Raw genomic sequence first — 15,597 nt, 5'->3', positions numbered from 1 at the left:
GCTCCGCGTCCCATGCCGAAGCGGACGCGGAGCGTCCATTGAGGCATTCCCACGCGGAGCGTGGGAACGATCAATCTGAAATGAAAAAGCCCCGCCATTCACATGGCGGGGCTTTTCGTTTTCAGCAACCGGTCACTCAGACCTGCGGGTCGCCCACGTGCAGGATCTTCATGCCGTTGGTGCCGCCGGTGGTGTGGTAGCTGTCGCCCTTGGTCAGGATGACCCAGTCACCCTTCTGCACAACGCCGCGCTTGACCAGCTCGTCGATGGCTTTCTGGCTGACTTCGTTCGGTGCCAGCGAAGCCGGGTCGAACGGAACGGTGTACACGCCACGGAACATTGCTGCGCGAGCCTGGGCTTCGCGGTGCGGGGTGAAGCAGTAGATCGGCACCGACGAACGGATACGCGACATGATCAGCGGGGTGTAGCCGCTTTCGGTTAGCGCGATGATCGCTTTCACGCCCGGGAAGTGGTTGGCGGTGTACATGGTCGCCAGCGCAATGCTCTCGTCGCAGCGCTCGAATTCCTTGCCGATGCGGTGGCTGGAAGTCTTGCTGGTCGGGTGCTTTTCAGCGCCGACGCAGATGCGCGCCATCGCCTGCACGGCTTCCAGCGGATAAGCGCCGGCAGCGGATTCGGCAGACAGCATCACGGCGTCGGTGTAGTCGAGTACGGCGTTGGCCACGTCGGACACTTCGGCGCGGGTCGGCATCGGGTTCTGGATCATCGACTCCATCATCTGGGTCGCCACGATCACAGCCTTGTTGTGGCGGCGTGCGTGCAGAATGATTTTCTTCTGGATGCCCACCAGCTCGGCGTCGCCGATTTCCACACCCAGGTCACCACGGGCAACCATCACGGCGTCGGAAGCCTTGATCAGACCGTCGAGGGTTTCGTCGTCGGCCACGGCTTCGGCGCGTTCGATCTTCGCCACCAGCCAAGCGGTGCCGCCGGCTTCGTCGCGCAGTTGACGGGCGTAGTTCATGTCGGCGGCGTCACGCGGGAAGGACACGGCGAGGTAGTCGACTTCCATTTCCGCGGCGAGCTTGATGTCGGCCTTGTCTTTCTCGGTCAGGGCCGGAGCGGTCAGGCCGCCACCGCGACGGTTGATGCCTTTGTGGTCGGACAGCGGACCGCCGATGGTCACGGTGCAGTTCAGTTCGGTGGCGGTCGCGGTATCAACGCGCATCACCACGCGGCCGTCGTCGAGCAGCAGCTCGTCGCCCACGCCGCAGTCCTTGACCAGGTCCGGGTAGTCGATACCGACCACCTGCTGGTTGCCTTCGGTCAGCGGATGGCTGGTGGAGAAGGTGAACTTGTCACCGATCTTCAGCTCGATGCGCTTGTTGGCGAATTTGGCGATACGGATTTTCGGGCCTTGCAGGTCACCCAGCAGGGCGACGAAGCGGCCGTGCTTGGCAGCGAGGTCACGCACCAGCTTCGCGCGAGCCTTGTGCTCGTCGGGGGTGCCGTGGGAGAAGTTCAGACGGGCGACGTCCAGGCCAGCCAGAATCAGCTGTTCGAGAACTTCCGGCGAGTTACTGGCCGGGCCAAGGGTAGCGACGATTTTGGTACGACGGACGGACATGCAAAGACTCCTCAGGTTCAAGCGCTCGCAGAGGCTACTACGCTCTTTGGGTGTAGTCATTGTTCGTTTGCACTACTTATTGTTTTCTTTATTGAACGCGACAATCGGAGCAAAGGGCTCTGAAGATTTCTCGCCAGAGGTCGATAATGATCACAAGACAGGAGAATACCCCATGCGATTCGTGCCCATTGCCGCCCTTGCCCTCAGCGTCCTCGCCGTCACGGGCTGCACCCGTTGGTCGATGAACCATCATTTGAACAACGCCTACAGCGCCTACGACCGGGGCAACTGCGAGCAGGTGATGCTCGAACTGTCCAAGGTCGAACGCGCCAGCCGTGCCCGTCCTTACGTGTGGCCGGAAGTGTCGATGATGCGCGGCCAGTGCCTCGAGCGGCAGAAAATGTTTGTCGATGCGGCGCAGACCTATCAGTTCATCATTGCCTCGTACCCCAACAGCGAATACGCCTACCGCGCCCGCGCGCGTCTGGAAACCCTGCAGAGCCTGGGTCATTACCCGACCCGTAGCGCAGCAGCCGTGGTGCGTCCAACTCGCTTTTGATGGCGGTTGTCATACAAAAGCTGGCTGGCTGTACAAGGTGAGCTATAGTCCTCAGACACCGGTGCAGATGAACTCTGTACCGGCGCAACACCTGCGACTGGCATGAGATAGACGTGGCAAGCGCCACACCGGAAGCGGGGAGAGCGGACCTGTCGGGCAGGTTCGTTCCGAAGCACAGTGCGGCCCGTTTAACGGGCCATGCATGGCGATACGCTCATGTTTACCGACCGTCGAATCGAACGGCACCAGTTGCCGTATTTTCTGCGAGTGTTCAACAGCGTCACCGACAAACCCATCGGCTTTCTGGGCAACGTCTCTGAAGACGGTTTGATGCTCATCAGCCAGTTGCCGATGATGATCGGTGCCGAATTCAAACTGCGCCTGAAAATTCCCCTGGGCGAGGGCTGCCAGCAGGTCATCGACCTGACGGCTTGCTGCCTGTGGTGCCACGAAGACGCGACTCCTCAACATTATGACGCCGGCTTCAGCCTGTACCGGACTCCGCCGGAGTATGGGCAACTGGTCGAGGCGTTGAAGCAGTACTTCAGTTTTCAGCCGTTGCCGGCTTCGGCCTGAAAACAAAAAAGGGCCACAACCTGCCGCAGGTTGTGGCCCTTTTTTCTTACGCGGTTATCGCAATCGCCCGCTCGTTATCCAGCGTCTTCTCCACCAGCAACAACCCTAACTCGCTCAGTTGATAGATCGCCATCGCTAGATGCCGCGGCTTGTCGTCCAGGCTGTCCGCCAGGTCGAGCAGCAGGATGCTGACTGACGAAAAGGTTTCGTAGGTCTGGATGGCGATGGCTTCGGGGTTAATGTCGGGATCGACCTTGAACATCTGCATGCCGCGATCCACGGAATTGCGCGGTTTTTCGGGCGAGGGATTGAGGTAGAAATCGAGGGCCCGGTGGGCGGCGTCGTGGAGTTTTTTTGAGTCGATTGAAGCGTAGGGGGAGACCGGGTCAGTTTGATCAGTCGTGTCCGTTGGATCGATATCCGACGGAGGATTTGGTGTTGCTTTGAACATACCTAACTTCCTAATAAGTTGGGCTGTTACCGCTTCGCGACTAAACGAGGGGTGGCAGCTGTAAGCAGGTTAGTCGACCGGGGAAGTAAGGCTTTTTTCCGGCGTGCCCGGGGGCACCCTGCTCACAGCCACCATCTAGTGCAGGGATAGGGAATACCCGACTGGATGACGCGTTTGCAAACCTATCTTACCTCGGGCGACTAAACCCGGCCGCTGATTGGTAGCGACGGGGATCAAGTTACGGGTCAACGTCAAGGTGCACAAGCCAGCGGATTCGCTCATATGTGTAGGTAAAAGCGTCAGTTGCTGTAGCCTCAATTCCCCCGCCTTGCAATCGTCCTCAAGTGCTGAAAGGGCAACGGTTTCAATCCTAAGCTAGAGAAACTTTACGGGCAGGACAGGACTACAGTAGCCGTGGTCAGCGAGGAGATTTTGAGAACCAAGTTGTAAGAGTCTTTCCAATCAACGATTCGTTTTGGAAGGCACGACTTATAGGCGAAAGACATCGAACATCTCTGGGACATATGTCTGAAAAGCCGGAATTTAGCCGTGGTGTTCTCCTTTCAGCTTGGCCAAGCCTTGTTTGATGAAACCGGCGTTTTCTCCAATTGTAAAAAGTGCTTCACGGACGTTTTTTCCGGTTTCCACCATTCCCTGAGCTTCGACCTGGAGTACCAACTCCATCAGGGCGGCTTCCAGGCCGAGTTGGTTCTGATACATCCTTTCCAGCACGTCCGATAGAGAGTATTTAGCAGGCATTCTGAGACTCCGTTAGAGAAGCTCCAAGGATAGCAGCGGTGTTTGCAAATGTGAGTTGACTAGAGATGTCTACTCAAATTAGTTGGATCGTGAGGAGGTTTTGATACTCCTTGGATGAGCAGCACCGTTTTATCAATGCCTGCGCCTTAAGGTTTTTTACTTCGTTGAGGTTCTCTTGATTATTGTGATTTTATTTGATCCCCTCGAGTGTGAGATTGAGAGGGGTCAGAGCGCTCCAGATTTCTTCCAGCTTAGATATCGTGATATTACGTCCGTGCTCAATTCGCTGGGGGGGATATCCATCACTTGCACTCCTTGAGCACTCAACCGTTCATGGAGTATCGCTCGGGCATTCAGATAGTCCACTGTTGCGCAGTACTCATGGGCCTGCTCTATTGTTTGCACCCGCGAATGCCGTGCATTTTCAAGCGTGCTCTCGCGGAGGTTGGCCACAAGTACCCGATGCTGCTGGCTCAGGCGTCTGACGGCATTCAGCAACTCCTCATCAGCCTCATCCCGCACATTGGTCACTAATACCACCAAAGCCCGGCGCTTCTGTCTGGTCAGCAACTGATTCACCGCTGCCGGATAATCCGCAGAACGTCGCGTGCTATCCAGATCGTAAACACTGTTGAGCAACACCTTGAGCTGCCCCGTACCTTTGATCGGTGTAATGAACCGAGGCTGATCACTGGCGAAGGTAGACAACCCCACCGCATCCCCCTGGCGCAACGCCACATAACTCAACAGCAAACACGCATTCAACGCATGATCGAAATGCGACAGCTCGCCGTCCTGACTGCGCATCTGTCGCCCGCAATCGAGCATGAAAACAATCTGTTGATCTCGTTCGTCTTCGTACTCCCGGGCAATCGGTGTGCGATGGCGGGCGGTGGCTTTCCAGTCGATCTGGCGCAGGCTGTCGCCTTCGCGAAACTCCCGCAGTTGATGAAACTCCATCCCCTGGCCACGACGTTGGCGCTGGCGTACGCCGAGCTGGCTGAGCCAGTTGTCGACCGCCAGCAGTTGACCGCCGTAGAGGCGGGCGAAGTCGGGGTAGACGCGGGTGTGGTCGGTGAGGTTCAGCAGGCGTTTGCCGGACCACAGACCGAAGGGGCTCGGCAGGTTGAGTTCGCAGGTTTCGAAAGTGAAATGGCCACGCTTGAGCGGGCGCAGGCGATAGCCGATCAGGTTGCGTTGGCCGGGTTGTAGCTCGGTGTTGAGCGGCAGGTGTTCAAAGCTCAAGCCGTCGGGTACGTGGTCGAAAATTTGAATGGCCAGTGGCTGGTCGAAATCGTGTTCGATCTCCAGCCGCACTTCGCTCCAGCGACCGAGTGCCAGGCTGCCGGGCATCTGTCGTTGCACGCGAGGCGAGGGCATGCGCTTCAGGCGCAGGGCATCCAGCAGACTTAGTGCAAACAACGCCAGCAACAATCCCCAGTTGATCGACAGCAGGCTCGAAGGCACCTCGACGTTCAGCGCCTGCAACGCGCCCAGCACAATGCCGATGGCCAGCAGGATCGCCAGCCAGATCAACAGCAGGCGCGAGGGTTTCACAGGCGCGGCGCCGGTACTTGATCGAGCAGTTGCTGAAGAACCTGATCGACTTGCAGCCCTTCGATGTCCAGCTCCGGTGCAAGGCGTACCCGGTGGCGCAACACCGCCAGTGCGCAGCCCTTGATGTCGTCCGGGATCACGAATTCACCGCCGCGCAGCAGGGCCCGGGCGCGGGCGCAGCGTACCAGTGCGATGGAAGCGCGGGGGCCGGCACCGAGGCTCAGCCCCGGCCAGGTGCGGGTGCTGCGCGCCAATCGTACGGCGTAATCGAGCACCTGATCGTCCAGCGGCAAATCGCTGGCGATGCGTTGCAGGGCTTGCACGTCCTTGGCCTGCAACACGGTGCGTAGCGGCTGCACATCGAGCATGTCGGCGCGGGTCGAGCGGGTGACCTGACGCACCATGTCCAGCTCCTGATCGGCGTCGGGGTAATCCATGCGTACCTTGAGCATGAAGCGATCAAGCTCGGCTTCGGGCAACGGGTAAGTGCCTTCCTGTTCGATCGGGTTTTGCGTGGCGAGCACCATGAATGGCTGGGCAATCGGCAGGGCCCGGCCTTCGAGGGTGACCTGACGTTCCTGCATCGCTTCGAGCAGGGCGGCTTGAGTCTTGGCCGGGGCGCGGTTGATCTCGTCCGCCAATAGAAGATTGGTGAACAACGGGCCTTTGCGCAGTTTGAACTGTTCGGTCTGCAGGTCGTAGACCGCGTGGCCAGTGACGTCGCTGGGCATCAGGTCCGGGGTGAACTGGATGCGTGCGAACTCGCCGCCGAAGCATTTGGCCAGGGCGCGTACCAGCAGGGTTTTGCCAAGGCCGGGAACGCCTTCGAGCAACACGTGGCCGCCGGCGATCAGCGCGGTCAGCACGTCGTCGATCACCGGGTTCTGGCCGATCAACGCCTTCTGCAATTCACCGCGTACCGCTTGGGCCAACTGACTGGCTCGGTGACGTTGCTGGGCCGCGTGGCTGGGCGAGCCGGGTTCGATGTGTTCGGTCATAGCGAGTTCCTCAAGGCTTGCAGGTGGGCGACCTGACGGCAGAATTCGGCGCTGGACATGCGCCGCTTCGGTGCCGGGCTCAGGGCCTGGCTGATGGCACGGGTCGGTTGGCGGGTCAGGCGCGACAGCACCAGCCATTGTTCGGCGACGTTCAGTTGGTCGAAACCGGGATGACGGTGACGGGCGCGGCGCAGGACATCCTGCTGCAACGCTTGCAGCAAGGTCTGTTGACCGTTGTGACGCAGGATGAAATCGGCACTGGCGCGCAGGTGTTCCATCAACTGACGACGACCGCTCGGGGCAGGAGCCTGCACCGGCCCGTGACGCACGCCGACATGCCACAACCACAGACCGATCAACGCCAGCAGGGCAACGATGGCTTGTGGGAAATAGCGCCAGAGCAGGGTCAGCAGACCGTCATGTTCGGTGTTGTACAGCAAGGTCACGGCGGTGTCGGCGCTCAGGTACCAGAGCAGCCAGGCATTGTCGTGCTGCGCAATCGCCGGGGTTTTCCACAGATCGGCATCGGTGACCACGGTGATCGTGCCGACGCCGTAGGGCAGTTGCATCATGTGCGTGGCGCGGGCGCTGTTGGCCCAGGCTTGCGCAAGGTTTTTCGGATCGTCGAGGTGGAACGCGGTGTCGAACCCGGCGTAGGCGGGAGCGTCTTCGTCTTCCAGATAGAGCTTGGTCAGGTTGGGGTAGGGATCGTCGTCAGCATCCGGCGGCGGGTCTTTCAGATCCTTGCTCAGGGACTGATGCAGTTGCACGCGGTCGAGCAGCAGGTCATTGCTCTGGCCGGTCTTTTCATCCCAGATCGATTCGGCGACGAACACCAGTCGTCCGCCGGCCCGGGCCCAGTTCAAGACTTGATCGACCTGGCGCGGTGTCATGTTCGAGCGGTCGTTGAACAGCAGCAGCGTGTGGCGGCGAGGGTCGATCTCGGGTAACACGGCGAGACTCTCGGCATGACTGACGGCTATCCCGCGACCGCGTAGAAACATCTCCGCCGCCAGATAAGGATTGGCTTGTGCGGCGGGGGAAGGGCCGTGATCGACCACGGCCTGGTAAGGCGTGGCCTTGAGGTACAGATAAACGCCCAATGCGCCCAACAGGGCGACGATCAGCGCGCCGACCAGCCAGAGTGCGCGCCGGTTCAACGGGCGGCTCCGTGGCCGAACAGCGTGCGCCAGCCGTCACACAATTCCTGTTGCAGATGCGCCGCCGGTACGCGGTGCCCGTAGGCCATGTTCTGCCAGTGGCCGGTCAGACTGTGGCTGTAAGCGAGCAGGTCCGGACGCTGCAGGTGTTCGATCCGAGCCAGCACTTCGCTTTCGGTGTCAGCAGGTTTCAGGGTCAGGTTGAAATCGTGCAGCAGATGACTGAGCAACGCCCGATACAGCAGGCCGAGCGCCGCGCGGGGTTGGGTTTGCCAGAGTTGTTCGGCGCTGGCAGCGATGTCGTCGGGCAGGGTTTCCCGGCTCAGGTCGAGGCCGAAGGCTTGCTGTGGCACGGGGCGTTTTATCCGCTCGGGCAATCGTGGGCGACGGCTGACGAACGTTTGCAGAAACTCGCGATAGCGCCAGATCAACCAGCCGAGCGCTCCAATCACCACGGCCCACAGCAGCACTTCAATCGCCTTGGCCAGCCCGTTCAGGTGCTGGCCGTTGAGCCAGCCCAGCAAGGTTTTCAGCCATTGCGGCGCCTTGCCGTCCTTGGGTTTATCGGTGGTGGCGGGGTCTTCGCCAAAGCGATAACGGGTGACGGTTTCCTTGTTCTTGAAGGGTGGTTGTTCCAGCAAGGCCTTGATGCTGTCGCGGGATGCCTGACTGGTCAGCGGCTGATTCAGGAGTCGGGGCGCATCCGGAGCGGTGGCGGGGTCGGCTGCCCATACCGAAGGTACTCCCGGCAGCAAAAGACACACCACCAGTAGCAAACCGAGTGCGCTGCTGTTCAGGCGCTGACGCAGGCGGCGGAACACCAGTTCGATGTCCCAGGCTTCGAGCGCGGTGCGCCGGTTCAGGTAGAGGCTGAAACCGCAGGCGACGTAGATCGGTTCCCAGATCACCAGTATCAGTGCATAGAAGGCATTGGTCAGGTGCTCGAGCCAGCGCCATTGGTGGTCGGCCGCGAAGATCAGGCTTTGCCAGTCCCAATCGGTTTCGACCTGTTGTGGCAGAAGCAGGTAGAACAACACCATCAGGCCGATCCACAGCGCCGTTTCCAGATGCACGCCAATGATCGTCAACCACTGGGCCGCGCCGGCATTGCGTTGCAGCAGCACCCGCAAACGCTGTTGGCGTGCGATGCCGCCCAGGCCTTCAAGTTGCACCACCGGCATCAGGAAGCTGCGACTGAAGCTCAGGCGTCGCCAGGTCAGGCTCGCCAGCAACTGTGGTTTAAGCAGTTTTGGCCACTGGCGTAATGCCTGTTTCAGCGTGGGCGTTTCGCCGAACAGGGCTTTGGACAAGATATACAGCGGCAGGCGCTCGTACGCCGGTTTCAGCCACCAGAAGATGAACACCGCGAGCGACGGCGAATCCCACAGAAGCAGGCTGAGCACCACGAACAGCGGCAGGGTGACGATGGCCCAACTGGTCATCAGCAAGCGCCGATGTTGCTGGCTCATGAGCACGCCCAAGTCCATGGCTTCCCAGGTGGTACGCGGGCGGATCACCACGGTGGCGTCACTCAGGCGCATGGCGGGTCCTTCCGGCGAACAGCAGATAGGTCGCCACGCAGAGCCAGAGTCCGGCACCGACCAGGTATTTGGTTTGCGGCGTGACCCCGGTGCGTGACGACCAATAAGCCTCGATAAACGCGGCAATCAACAGGAACAGCATCACGCCGCAGATCAGCAGTACGCTCTGACGCGCCGCGTGTCTCAAGGCCTCTCCGCGCGTCAGGCGTCCCGGCGCGATCAACGCCCAGCCCAGTTTCAGACCCGCCGCACCGGCCAGGGCGATGGCGGTGAGTTCGAAGGCTCCGTGCCCGATCACGAAGGACCAGAAGGTCTGGCCGAAGCCGATTTCACTCAGGTGCCCGGCCACGGTGCCGATGATCAAACCGTTGTAGAACAGGAAAAATGCACTGCCCACGCCCAGCAGCAAACCGCTGGCGAAGGTCTGAAAGGCGATGCCGATGTTGTGCATGATGTAGTAGCCGAACATCACCCAGTCTTCGCTGGCCGCACGTTCGGCCGAGCGCCCGAGGTGGCCGGCGGCGGGGTCGTACATGCTCTGCATCTCGCGCACCTGATCGGCGGGGATCAGGTTGTAGACCAGCTCCGGGAACAGGTACACCAGCAATCCGAAACCGGTCAGGCTGCCGAAGAACAGCAACCCGGCGGCGAGGACGAATCGCCATTCGGCGCGTACCAACCGTGGAAATCCGGCCAGGATGAAGCCCAGCAGGTTGGCGCCGAGCTGGCTGCGGTGACGGTAAAGCTGTTGATGACCGCGCAGTACGAGCTGTTGCAACGAGTCGACGAGAAAACTGCTGTAGCCACGTTCCTGCGCTAGCGCCAGATGTTGGCAGAGTCGGCGATAGGCCTTGGGAAATTCGGCCACCTGCGAAGTGTCCTTGCCTCGTTCCAGACGTTCGAGGGCGAGCGTAAAGCGCTCCCATTCGGCCTTGTGGCGGGTTTCGAAAAGGCTTTGCTTCATGTCGGCCCCAACAGGCCGCGGGCGATGCCGTTGAGTTCACCGACGGCTTTCGGTGCGCTGATGTGCAGTGGCTGAGCGAGCAACGCCGCGAGTTCATTGACCCGCGCCGTCGACAGTTCGCCCTGACGCTCGGCGAAAGCGAGCAGGGCGCGTTGTTCAGTCAGGGTCAGCGGGATCGGTGAGCGACGGGGCTCAGCATCAGGCAACTGCGGACGCTTGAGCGGGCGTTCGCTGTAGATCACCAGCGTGCCGGCGGCAATGTCGCCGAGGCGTTTGAAGGTCGGGTGTTGCAGGCAACTGATGGTGCCGAGGAAATAGCCGAACGGCATCAGGTCGACAAAACGCAGCAGGTTGCGCAACAAGGAGGCCGACCAGCCCACTGGCGTGCCATCGTCGTGCACCACCCGCAGGCCCATCCATTGCTTGCCCGGCGAACGGCCCTGACGCAGCACTTCGAACAGCACCATGTACCACCAGCTCACCGCGAACAGCAGCAGTGAACCGAGACCGATACCGAGTTTGCCGAGCAACGCCAGCAGCATGAACAGCAGCCCCATGATCAACCCGCGCAAACCCAGATCGATGGTGAACGCCACGGCACGCACCATCAGGCCGGCGGGACGCAGCGGCAGGTCGATGCCTTCCGGCGTTTCGACCTGGTGCCGCGTGTCCAGTGGCGGGGCCAGCGTTGCTTTCCTTGGCGGTGCTGTGGTCTCGAGCATGGGCTACCTGATGTTGCCGGATCGGGATGCAAGTGAGTCCGATGCTAGCAGTCTCTCGGGGGAAAACGACATAACTATGTCATACACATCGTTCAACCAAATGTGCCTGAATGATGCCGCGCTGGCCGCGACCGCCGTCGAACGCCTAGACTTTGCCGATCTTCAGTTCAGGAACCGCCCGTGACTTCCATCTTCTGGTACGACTACGAAACCACCGGCATCAATCCCCGAAGTGACCGTCCGTTGCAGGTGGCCGGGATCCGCACCGACCACCAACTCAACGAAATCGACGCGCCGGTCAATCTCTACTGCCAGCCCAGCGAAGATATTCTGCCGCACCCGGCGGCGTGCGCAATCACCGGTATCACCCCGAGCCGTCTCGCCGAGCACGGCTTGAGCGAAGCTGATTTCATGACCCGGGTTCACGCCCAGCTCGCGGCTCCCGGCACTTGCGGTGCGGGGTACAACACGTTGCGCTTCGACGACGAGATGACCCGCTACAGCCTGTATCGCAACTTTTTCGATCCTTATGCCCGTGAATGGCAGGGCGGCAACAGTCGCTGGGATCTGATCGATGTGGTGCGCGCTGCTTATGCGTTGCGTCCGGATGGTCTGGTCTGGCCGACCGATGATGAAGGCAAGGTCACGCTCAAGCTCGAGCGCCTGACCGCCGCCAACAACATCGATCACGGCAATGCCCACGAGGCGTTGTCGGACGTGCGCGCCACCATCGCCCTGGCCCGGTTGATCCGCGAGAAACAGCCGAAACTGTATGACTGGCTGTTCCAGTTGCGCAGCAAGCAGAAAGTCATGGACCAGATTCGCCTGTTGCAGCCGATGGTGCACATTTCCGGACGCTTCTCGGCGGCGCGCAGTTATGTCGGTGTGGTGCTGCCACTGGCCTGGCATCCGCGCAACAAGAACGCGTTGATTGTCTGTGATCTGCACCTGGACCCGCAGGGCCTGCTGGATCTGGATGCGCAGACATTGCGTCAGCGTCTGTATACCCGTCGTGATGATCTGGCCGAAGGCGAGTTGCCGGTGCCACTCAAGCTTATTCACATCAACAAGTGCCCGGTGGTGGCGCCGTTGTCGGTGCTGAGAGCTGAAGATCAGCAGCGTCTGGGTCTGGACATGGCGCTGTATCAGGCGCGTGCATTGCGACTAAGTGACGCACAACAAGTTTGGAAAGATAAAGTCGCGGCGATTTATGCCAGCGAAGATTTCACCCCGAGTGAAGATCCCGAACAACAGTTGTACGACGGATTTATCGGTGATCGTGACCGGCGACTATGTGAGCAAGTGAGGACGGCAGATCCTGCTCAATTAGCGCGAGAGCAATGGCCGTTCGATGACGAACGTTTGCCTGAATTGTTGTTTCGATATCGAGCGCGTAACTTTCCGGATACGTTGAATTTCGAAGAGCAAGAACGCTGGCAAATCTTTTGTCGGCAGCGCTTGTCCGAGCCTGAATGGGGGGCTCCTAATACCTTGCAATCTTTTACAGAGGCCGCAGAGCAATGGCTGCTTAGTGCCACGCCATTACAGCGCGAGGTGCTGGTTGAATGGCAGAATTATGTCCAGGCATTGCGCAAACGTTTGAATCTTTGAAATCGAACATGCCCGTCGCTTGAACGACGGGCATAAAAAAACGCCAGCGGATGCTGGCGTTTCTTTTGGTGTCGCAGACGGGTCTGCGACAAGGGTTGCGGCTTAGCCCAGCAGGGTAGCCCAGCCTTCAACCACGTCACCGCCCCACTTGGCTTTCCACTCTTTCAGAGTCTTGTGGTTGCCACCTTTGGTTTCGATGACTTCACCGTTGTGCGGGTTTTTGTATTGTTTAACTTTGCGAGCACGCTTGGTGCCGGTAGTTTTTACTGCGCCGCCACGTGGGGCCTTGGTTTTGGACTCTGGATCCAACAGCGCGATGATGTCACGCAGGGATTTGGAGTATTCGCCCATCAGGGTGCGCAGTTTGCCTTCGAATTCCAGCTCGGTTTGCAGTTTGTCGTCTTGCGACAGGTTCTTCAAACGGGCTTGCAGCTCTTTGATTGCTTCTTCGGTGGCACGATATTCGTTGATCAAGGACATGATTACTACCTTATTGGGAGTGCACGATGGCAGGGGACAGTGCGGCAATAATAGTCAGGCTGTTTCATCAAGTAAACATTTAACCGGGCTTTTTATTTGAATTAGTTGCGTTGAAAAGCCCTGAATTGAATATTCAGTTAAATAATGTGATGCAGTCTTCACAGATATTCACAGAGATCCGTTGGTGCATGGCTATTACTGCGCCATCATCCTGACGGTTGTCCGCGTCAAAAAAACTGTGGCGAGGCCTGCCGGGGCTCAAGGCTCATCAATACTGCAGTTTTGCGGCGTAGTCGCTAGAATGGCCGCCTTTGCGAAGTTCTGGAGTTTCCCCCTCATGCGCACTTTTCGGCTGGTGATTTCTTGCCCGGACCGCGTTGGCATCGTTGCCAAAGTCAGTAACTTTCTGGCGGCCCACAATGGCTGGATCACCGAAGCGAGCCACCACTCGGACAATCAGGTCGGCTGGTTCTTCATGCGTCACGAAATCCGTGCCGATTCCCTGCCTTTCGGTATCGAGGTGTTGCGCGAGAAGTTTGCACCGATCGCCGAAGAGTTCTCGATGGACTGGCGCATCACCGACACCGAGCAGAAAAAACGCGTGGTGCTGATGGCCAGCCGTGAGTCCCACTGCCTGGCCGACCTGCTGCACCGCTGGCACAGCGATGAACTCGATTGCGAGATCTCCTGCGTGATTTCCAACCACGACGACCTGCGCAGCATGGTCGAGTGGCACGGCATTCCTTATTACCACGTCCCGGTCAATCCGCAGGACAAGCAACCGGCCTTCGACGAAGTGTCGCGCCTGGTCAAACAGCACGATGCCGAAGTGGTGGTGCTGGCGCGCTACATGCAGATCCTGCCGCCGGACATGTGCCGCGAATACGCGCACAAGGTCATCAACATTCATCACAGCTTCCTGCCGTCGTTCGTCGGCGCCAAGCCGTATCACCAGGCGTCGCTGCGTGGCGTGAAGCTGATCGGTGCGACCTGCCACTACGTGACCGAAGAGCTGGACGCCGGCCCGATCATCGAGCAGGACGTGGTGCGTGTCAGCCACAGCGACAGCATCGAAGACATGGTGCGTTTCGGCCGTGACGTCGAGAAGATGGTGTTGGCCCGTGGCCTGCGTTATCACCTTGAAGACCGCGTGCTGGTGCACGGCAACAAGACCGTCGTGTTCTGATCGAACCCTTTACGGTTGAAAAACAAAGGGCCTGGGCGTTCAATCGCTTCAGGCCCTTTTTTTCGCCCTGTTTCAGCCCTTGAGGACATGCCCATGAGCGATCCACTGGACAAAGCCACCTCTAAAGCGCCCGCCACCTTGGGCGAAGGCTGCCTGAGCCGCTATGACCCGGATGACCTGGGCCCGGAGGATGGCACGGACTTCCCCGACGCCGCCGCGTTGTGGGAACAGCTCAATGAAGAGAAACCGGACGACGCTAAGCCTGGCGCACCTTCATCAGCTTCCTGAGCAGCGGACGCCCGAGCATCAGCATAAAAATCGGCCCGCCCACCAGCAGGTAGAAGTAAAACGTCATCGCCCGCCAGATCAGAATCGCCGCCGCAGCGGTCGAAGCCCCGACCATGGGCGCCAGCAGCGCCGCCGAGGTCAATTCCGCCGCCCCGGCACCGCCCGGCAACAGGCTGAACTGTCCTGCGCCCAGCGAAAGCATCTGAATCAGAAACGTCCAGGCCCACTGCACGTCCGCCCCCAGCCCGCGCAGCGCCAGATACAGCACGCTGTAACGCAGCGACCAATGCACGCAGGTCAGGGCAAACACCTTGAACAGCGTTTGCCGAGGCAGTTTCAGGGCATCGGTGAACGCCGCGAGAAAATGCAGCAGCTTGCGCGCCCAGCGCCGCCGCGTGGCGGGTTGCACGTTCATGCGCGCCAGCAGCCGGCCACTCAAGCGAATCAGCGTGCGGTGATAACGCGCCACCAGCACACAACTGAACAGCCCGCCGAACAGCGATATGGCGCTGACAGTCAGCAGCCATTCCATCCGGTCGCTCAGATGCTGGAACAGCGCATAAATCAGAATCCCGCCCAGCGCACACAGGAAGAACAGCAAGTCGCTCAACTGATCCATCGCAAACACCGCGCTGCCCCGGGCCGGGCGCACGCCGCTGCGGGCCAGCAGCGCCATGATCGTCAGCGGCCCGCCAGTGCCGCCGGGTGTGGCGCACCAGGCGAACTCGGCGGCCATGACCACGCCGAGGCTTTTCAGCAGTGTGACCCGTTCACGCTGATCGCCGAGCAGCAATCGCAGGCGCAAGGTGTTGATGCCCCAGCAGAGCAGAATCATGGCCAGCAGGATCGACAGCCAGTGCAGAGGAAAGGCTTGCAGCCGGGTCCAGGTTTCACCGCCGCCCAGTAAAGAAGGGATCAGCACCGCCGCCAGCAGACCGATCAGCAACAGAATGCCGCGACTCATGCGTGAAGTCCGTGTTGGCGCGCCAGCGTGGTTTCAGCGATATGCACAGTGAGTGCCCCTCCGCGTGTTGATGTCCCGTGTTGACCTTTCTCCAGAATAGATGTTCGGTCGGGATATGCGGCGGGGTGGGGGAGGTTTTGCGGGAGGTGAAGATGTCTTCGCGGACTGAACCGCGAAGACATCCGGGGGGAGC

16 protein-coding genes are annotated in these 15,597 nt (G+C 59.9%); 5 read left to right on the top strand and 11 right to left on the bottom strand.

Translation table 11 applies throughout. The annotated features are described in order from the left end of the window. Nucleotides 1-136: 136 nt before the first annotated feature. Nucleotides 137-1,588 (bottom strand): pyruvate kinase, encoded by a 1,452-nt coding sequence (gene pyk / locus AC3WRD_RS29435; protein WP_096818355.1) that lies wholly within the window; start codon nt 1,586-1,588, stop codon nt 137-139. 172 nt (nt 1,589-1,760) lie between these two features. Here pyk and AC3WRD_RS29430 point away from each other — a divergent pair, with 172 nt between their 5' ends. Then, complete coding sequence (locus tag AC3WRD_RS29430) at nt 1,761-2,147, top strand: tetratricopeptide repeat protein (RefSeq protein ID WP_007951249.1); 387 nt, start codon at nt 1,761-1,763, stop codon at nt 2,145-2,147. Between the two features lie 216 nt (nt 2,148-2,363). Further along, the gene (locus AC3WRD_RS29425; RefSeq protein ID WP_096818351.1) at nt 2,364-2,723 is read left to right on the top strand and encodes a PilZ domain-containing protein; all 360 of its coding nucleotides are present in this window, start codon (nt 2,364-2,366) and stop codon (nt 2,721-2,723) included. 46 nt (nt 2,724-2,769) lie between these two features. Here the strand turns inward: AC3WRD_RS29425 and AC3WRD_RS29420 are convergent, their stop codons facing one another. From AC3WRD_RS29420 to AC3WRD_RS29385, 8 genes are all read right to left on the bottom strand, one after another. Further along, nucleotides 2,770-3,174, bottom strand: coding sequence for a DUF6124 family protein (locus AC3WRD_RS29420; protein WP_102621259.1), 405 nt, complete (start codon nt 3,172-3,174; stop codon nt 2,770-2,772). Between the two features lie 543 nt (nt 3,175-3,717). Beyond that, nucleotides 3,718-3,933, bottom strand: a complete 216-nt coding sequence (locus AC3WRD_RS29415; protein ID WP_102621260.1) for a hypothetical protein — start codon at nt 3,931-3,933, stop codon at nt 3,718-3,720. Between the two features lie 225 nt (nt 3,934-4,158). Further along, complete coding sequence (locus AC3WRD_RS29410) at nt 4,159-5,490, bottom strand: DUF58 domain-containing protein (protein ID WP_102621261.1); 1,332 nt, start codon at nt 5,488-5,490, stop codon at nt 4,159-4,161. Next, nucleotides 5,487-6,488: an AAA family ATPase gene (locus tag AC3WRD_RS29405; protein ID WP_096818339.1), complete on the bottom strand. Its 1,002-nt coding sequence runs from the start codon at nt 6,486-6,488 to the stop codon at nt 5,487-5,489. Before AC3WRD_RS29405 ends, AC3WRD_RS29410 begins: the two co-directional genes overlap by 4 nt. Continuing rightward, on the bottom strand, nt 6,485-7,648 hold the full coding sequence (locus tag AC3WRD_RS29400) for a DUF4350 domain-containing protein (RefSeq protein WP_102621262.1): 1,164 nt from the start codon (nt 7,646-7,648) through the stop codon (nt 6,485-6,487). Before AC3WRD_RS29400 ends, AC3WRD_RS29405 begins: the two co-directional genes overlap by 4 nt. Continuing rightward, nucleotides 7,645-9,189 carry a DUF4129 domain-containing protein gene (locus tag AC3WRD_RS29395; RefSeq protein ID WP_102621263.1) on the bottom strand — a complete coding sequence of 515 codons (1,545 nt, stop codon included), beginning with the start codon at nt 9,187-9,189 and terminating at the stop codon, nt 7,645-7,647. Before AC3WRD_RS29395 ends, AC3WRD_RS29400 begins: the two co-directional genes overlap by 4 nt. After that, nucleotides 9,176-10,153 carry a stage II sporulation protein M gene (locus tag AC3WRD_RS29390; RefSeq protein ID WP_102621264.1) on the bottom strand — a complete coding sequence of 326 codons (978 nt, stop codon included), beginning with the start codon at nt 10,151-10,153 and terminating at the stop codon, nt 9,176-9,178. Before AC3WRD_RS29390 ends, AC3WRD_RS29395 begins: the two co-directional genes overlap by 14 nt. Further along, nucleotides 10,150-10,875, bottom strand: a complete 726-nt coding sequence (locus AC3WRD_RS29385) for an RDD family protein (protein ID WP_102621265.1) — start codon at nt 10,873-10,875, stop codon at nt 10,150-10,152. Before AC3WRD_RS29385 ends, AC3WRD_RS29390 begins: the two co-directional genes overlap by 4 nt. A 180-nt stretch (nt 10,876-11,055) precedes the next feature. Here AC3WRD_RS29385 and sbcB point away from each other — a divergent pair, with 180 nt between their 5' ends. Further along, complete coding sequence (gene sbcB, locus AC3WRD_RS29380; RefSeq protein WP_102621266.1) at nt 11,056-12,486, top strand: exodeoxyribonuclease I; 1,431 nt, start codon at nt 11,056-11,058, stop codon at nt 12,484-12,486. A gap of 102 nt (nt 12,487-12,588) precedes the next feature. Here the strand turns inward: sbcB and mvaT are convergent, their stop codons facing one another. Beyond that, nucleotides 12,589-12,966, bottom strand: coding sequence for a histone-like nucleoid-structuring protein MvaT (mvaT, locus tag AC3WRD_RS29375; RefSeq protein WP_007933316.1), 378 nt, complete (start codon nt 12,964-12,966; stop codon nt 12,589-12,591). A 337-nt stretch (nt 12,967-13,303) separates the two neighbouring features. Here mvaT and purU point away from each other — a divergent pair, with 337 nt between their 5' ends. Then, entirely contained in the window at nt 13,304-14,152 is an 849-nt protein-coding gene (gene purU / locus AC3WRD_RS29370) for a formyltetrahydrofolate deformylase (protein ID WP_007912774.1), read from the top strand. Nucleotides 14,153-14,245: 93 nt separating this feature from the next. After that, complete coding sequence (locus tag AC3WRD_RS29365; protein ID WP_096818328.1) at nt 14,246-14,440, top strand: hypothetical protein; 195 nt, start codon at nt 14,246-14,248, stop codon at nt 14,438-14,440. Here AC3WRD_RS29365 and gpgF read toward each other — a convergent pair. Then, nucleotides 14,409-15,404, bottom strand: a complete 996-nt coding sequence (gpgF, locus tag AC3WRD_RS29360) for a glucosaminyl phosphatidylglycerol flippase (protein WP_102621267.1) — start codon at nt 15,402-15,404, stop codon at nt 14,409-14,411. The two genes, AC3WRD_RS29365 and gpgF, sit on opposite strands and share 32 nt — an antisense overlap. Between the last annotated feature and the right edge of the window lie 193 nt (nt 15,405-15,597).

The organism is Pseudomonas sp. FW215-R2, assembly GCF_058789255.1.
Note: the sequence above shows the minus strand (reverse complement) of the source record. Positions and strands in the feature narration are given on the sequence as shown.

Excerpts from the sequence above, each read along its gene's own strand:
- pyk (WP_096818355.1), bottom strand. The coding sequence starts at position 1,588 with ATGTCCGTCCGTCGTACCAAAATCGTCGCTACCCTTGGCCCGGCCAGT.
- AC3WRD_RS29430 (WP_007951249.1), top strand. The coding sequence starts at position 1,761 with ATGCGATTCGTGCCCATTGCCGCCCTTGCCCTCAGCGTCCTCGCCGTC.
- AC3WRD_RS29425 (WP_096818351.1), top strand. The coding sequence starts at position 2,364 with ATGTTTACCGACCGTCGAATCGAACGGCACCAGTTGCCGTATTTTCTG.
- AC3WRD_RS29420 (WP_102621259.1), bottom strand. The coding sequence starts at position 3,174 with ATGTTCAAAGCAACACCAAATCCTCCGTCGGATATCGATCCAACGGAC.
- AC3WRD_RS29415 (WP_102621260.1), bottom strand. The coding sequence starts at position 3,933 with ATGCCTGCTAAATACTCTCTATCGGACGTGCTGGAAAGGATGTATCAG.
- AC3WRD_RS29405 (WP_096818339.1), bottom strand. The coding sequence starts at position 6,488 with ATGACCGAACACATCGAACCCGGCTCGCCCAGCCACGCGGCCCAGCAA.
- AC3WRD_RS29395 (WP_102621263.1), bottom strand. The coding sequence starts at position 9,189 with ATGCGCCTGAGTGACGCCACCGTGGTGATCCGCCCGCGTACCACCTGG.
- AC3WRD_RS29390 (WP_102621264.1), bottom strand. The coding sequence starts at position 10,153 with ATGAAGCAAAGCCTTTTCGAAACCCGCCACAAGGCCGAATGGGAGCGC.
- AC3WRD_RS29385 (WP_102621265.1), bottom strand. The coding sequence starts at position 10,875 with ATGCTCGAGACCACAGCACCGCCAAGGAAAGCAACGCTGGCCCCGCCA.
- mvaT (WP_007933316.1), bottom strand. The coding sequence starts at position 12,966 with ATGTCCTTGATCAACGAATATCGTGCCACCGAAGAAGCAATCAAAGAG.
- purU (WP_007912774.1), top strand. The coding sequence starts at position 13,304 with ATGCGCACTTTTCGGCTGGTGATTTCTTGCCCGGACCGCGTTGGCATC.
- AC3WRD_RS29365 (WP_096818328.1), top strand. The coding sequence starts at position 14,246 with ATGAGCGATCCACTGGACAAAGCCACCTCTAAAGCGCCCGCCACCTTG.
- gpgF (WP_102621267.1), bottom strand. The coding sequence starts at position 15,404 with ATGAGTCGCGGCATTCTGTTGCTGATCGGTCTGCTGGCGGCGGTGCTG.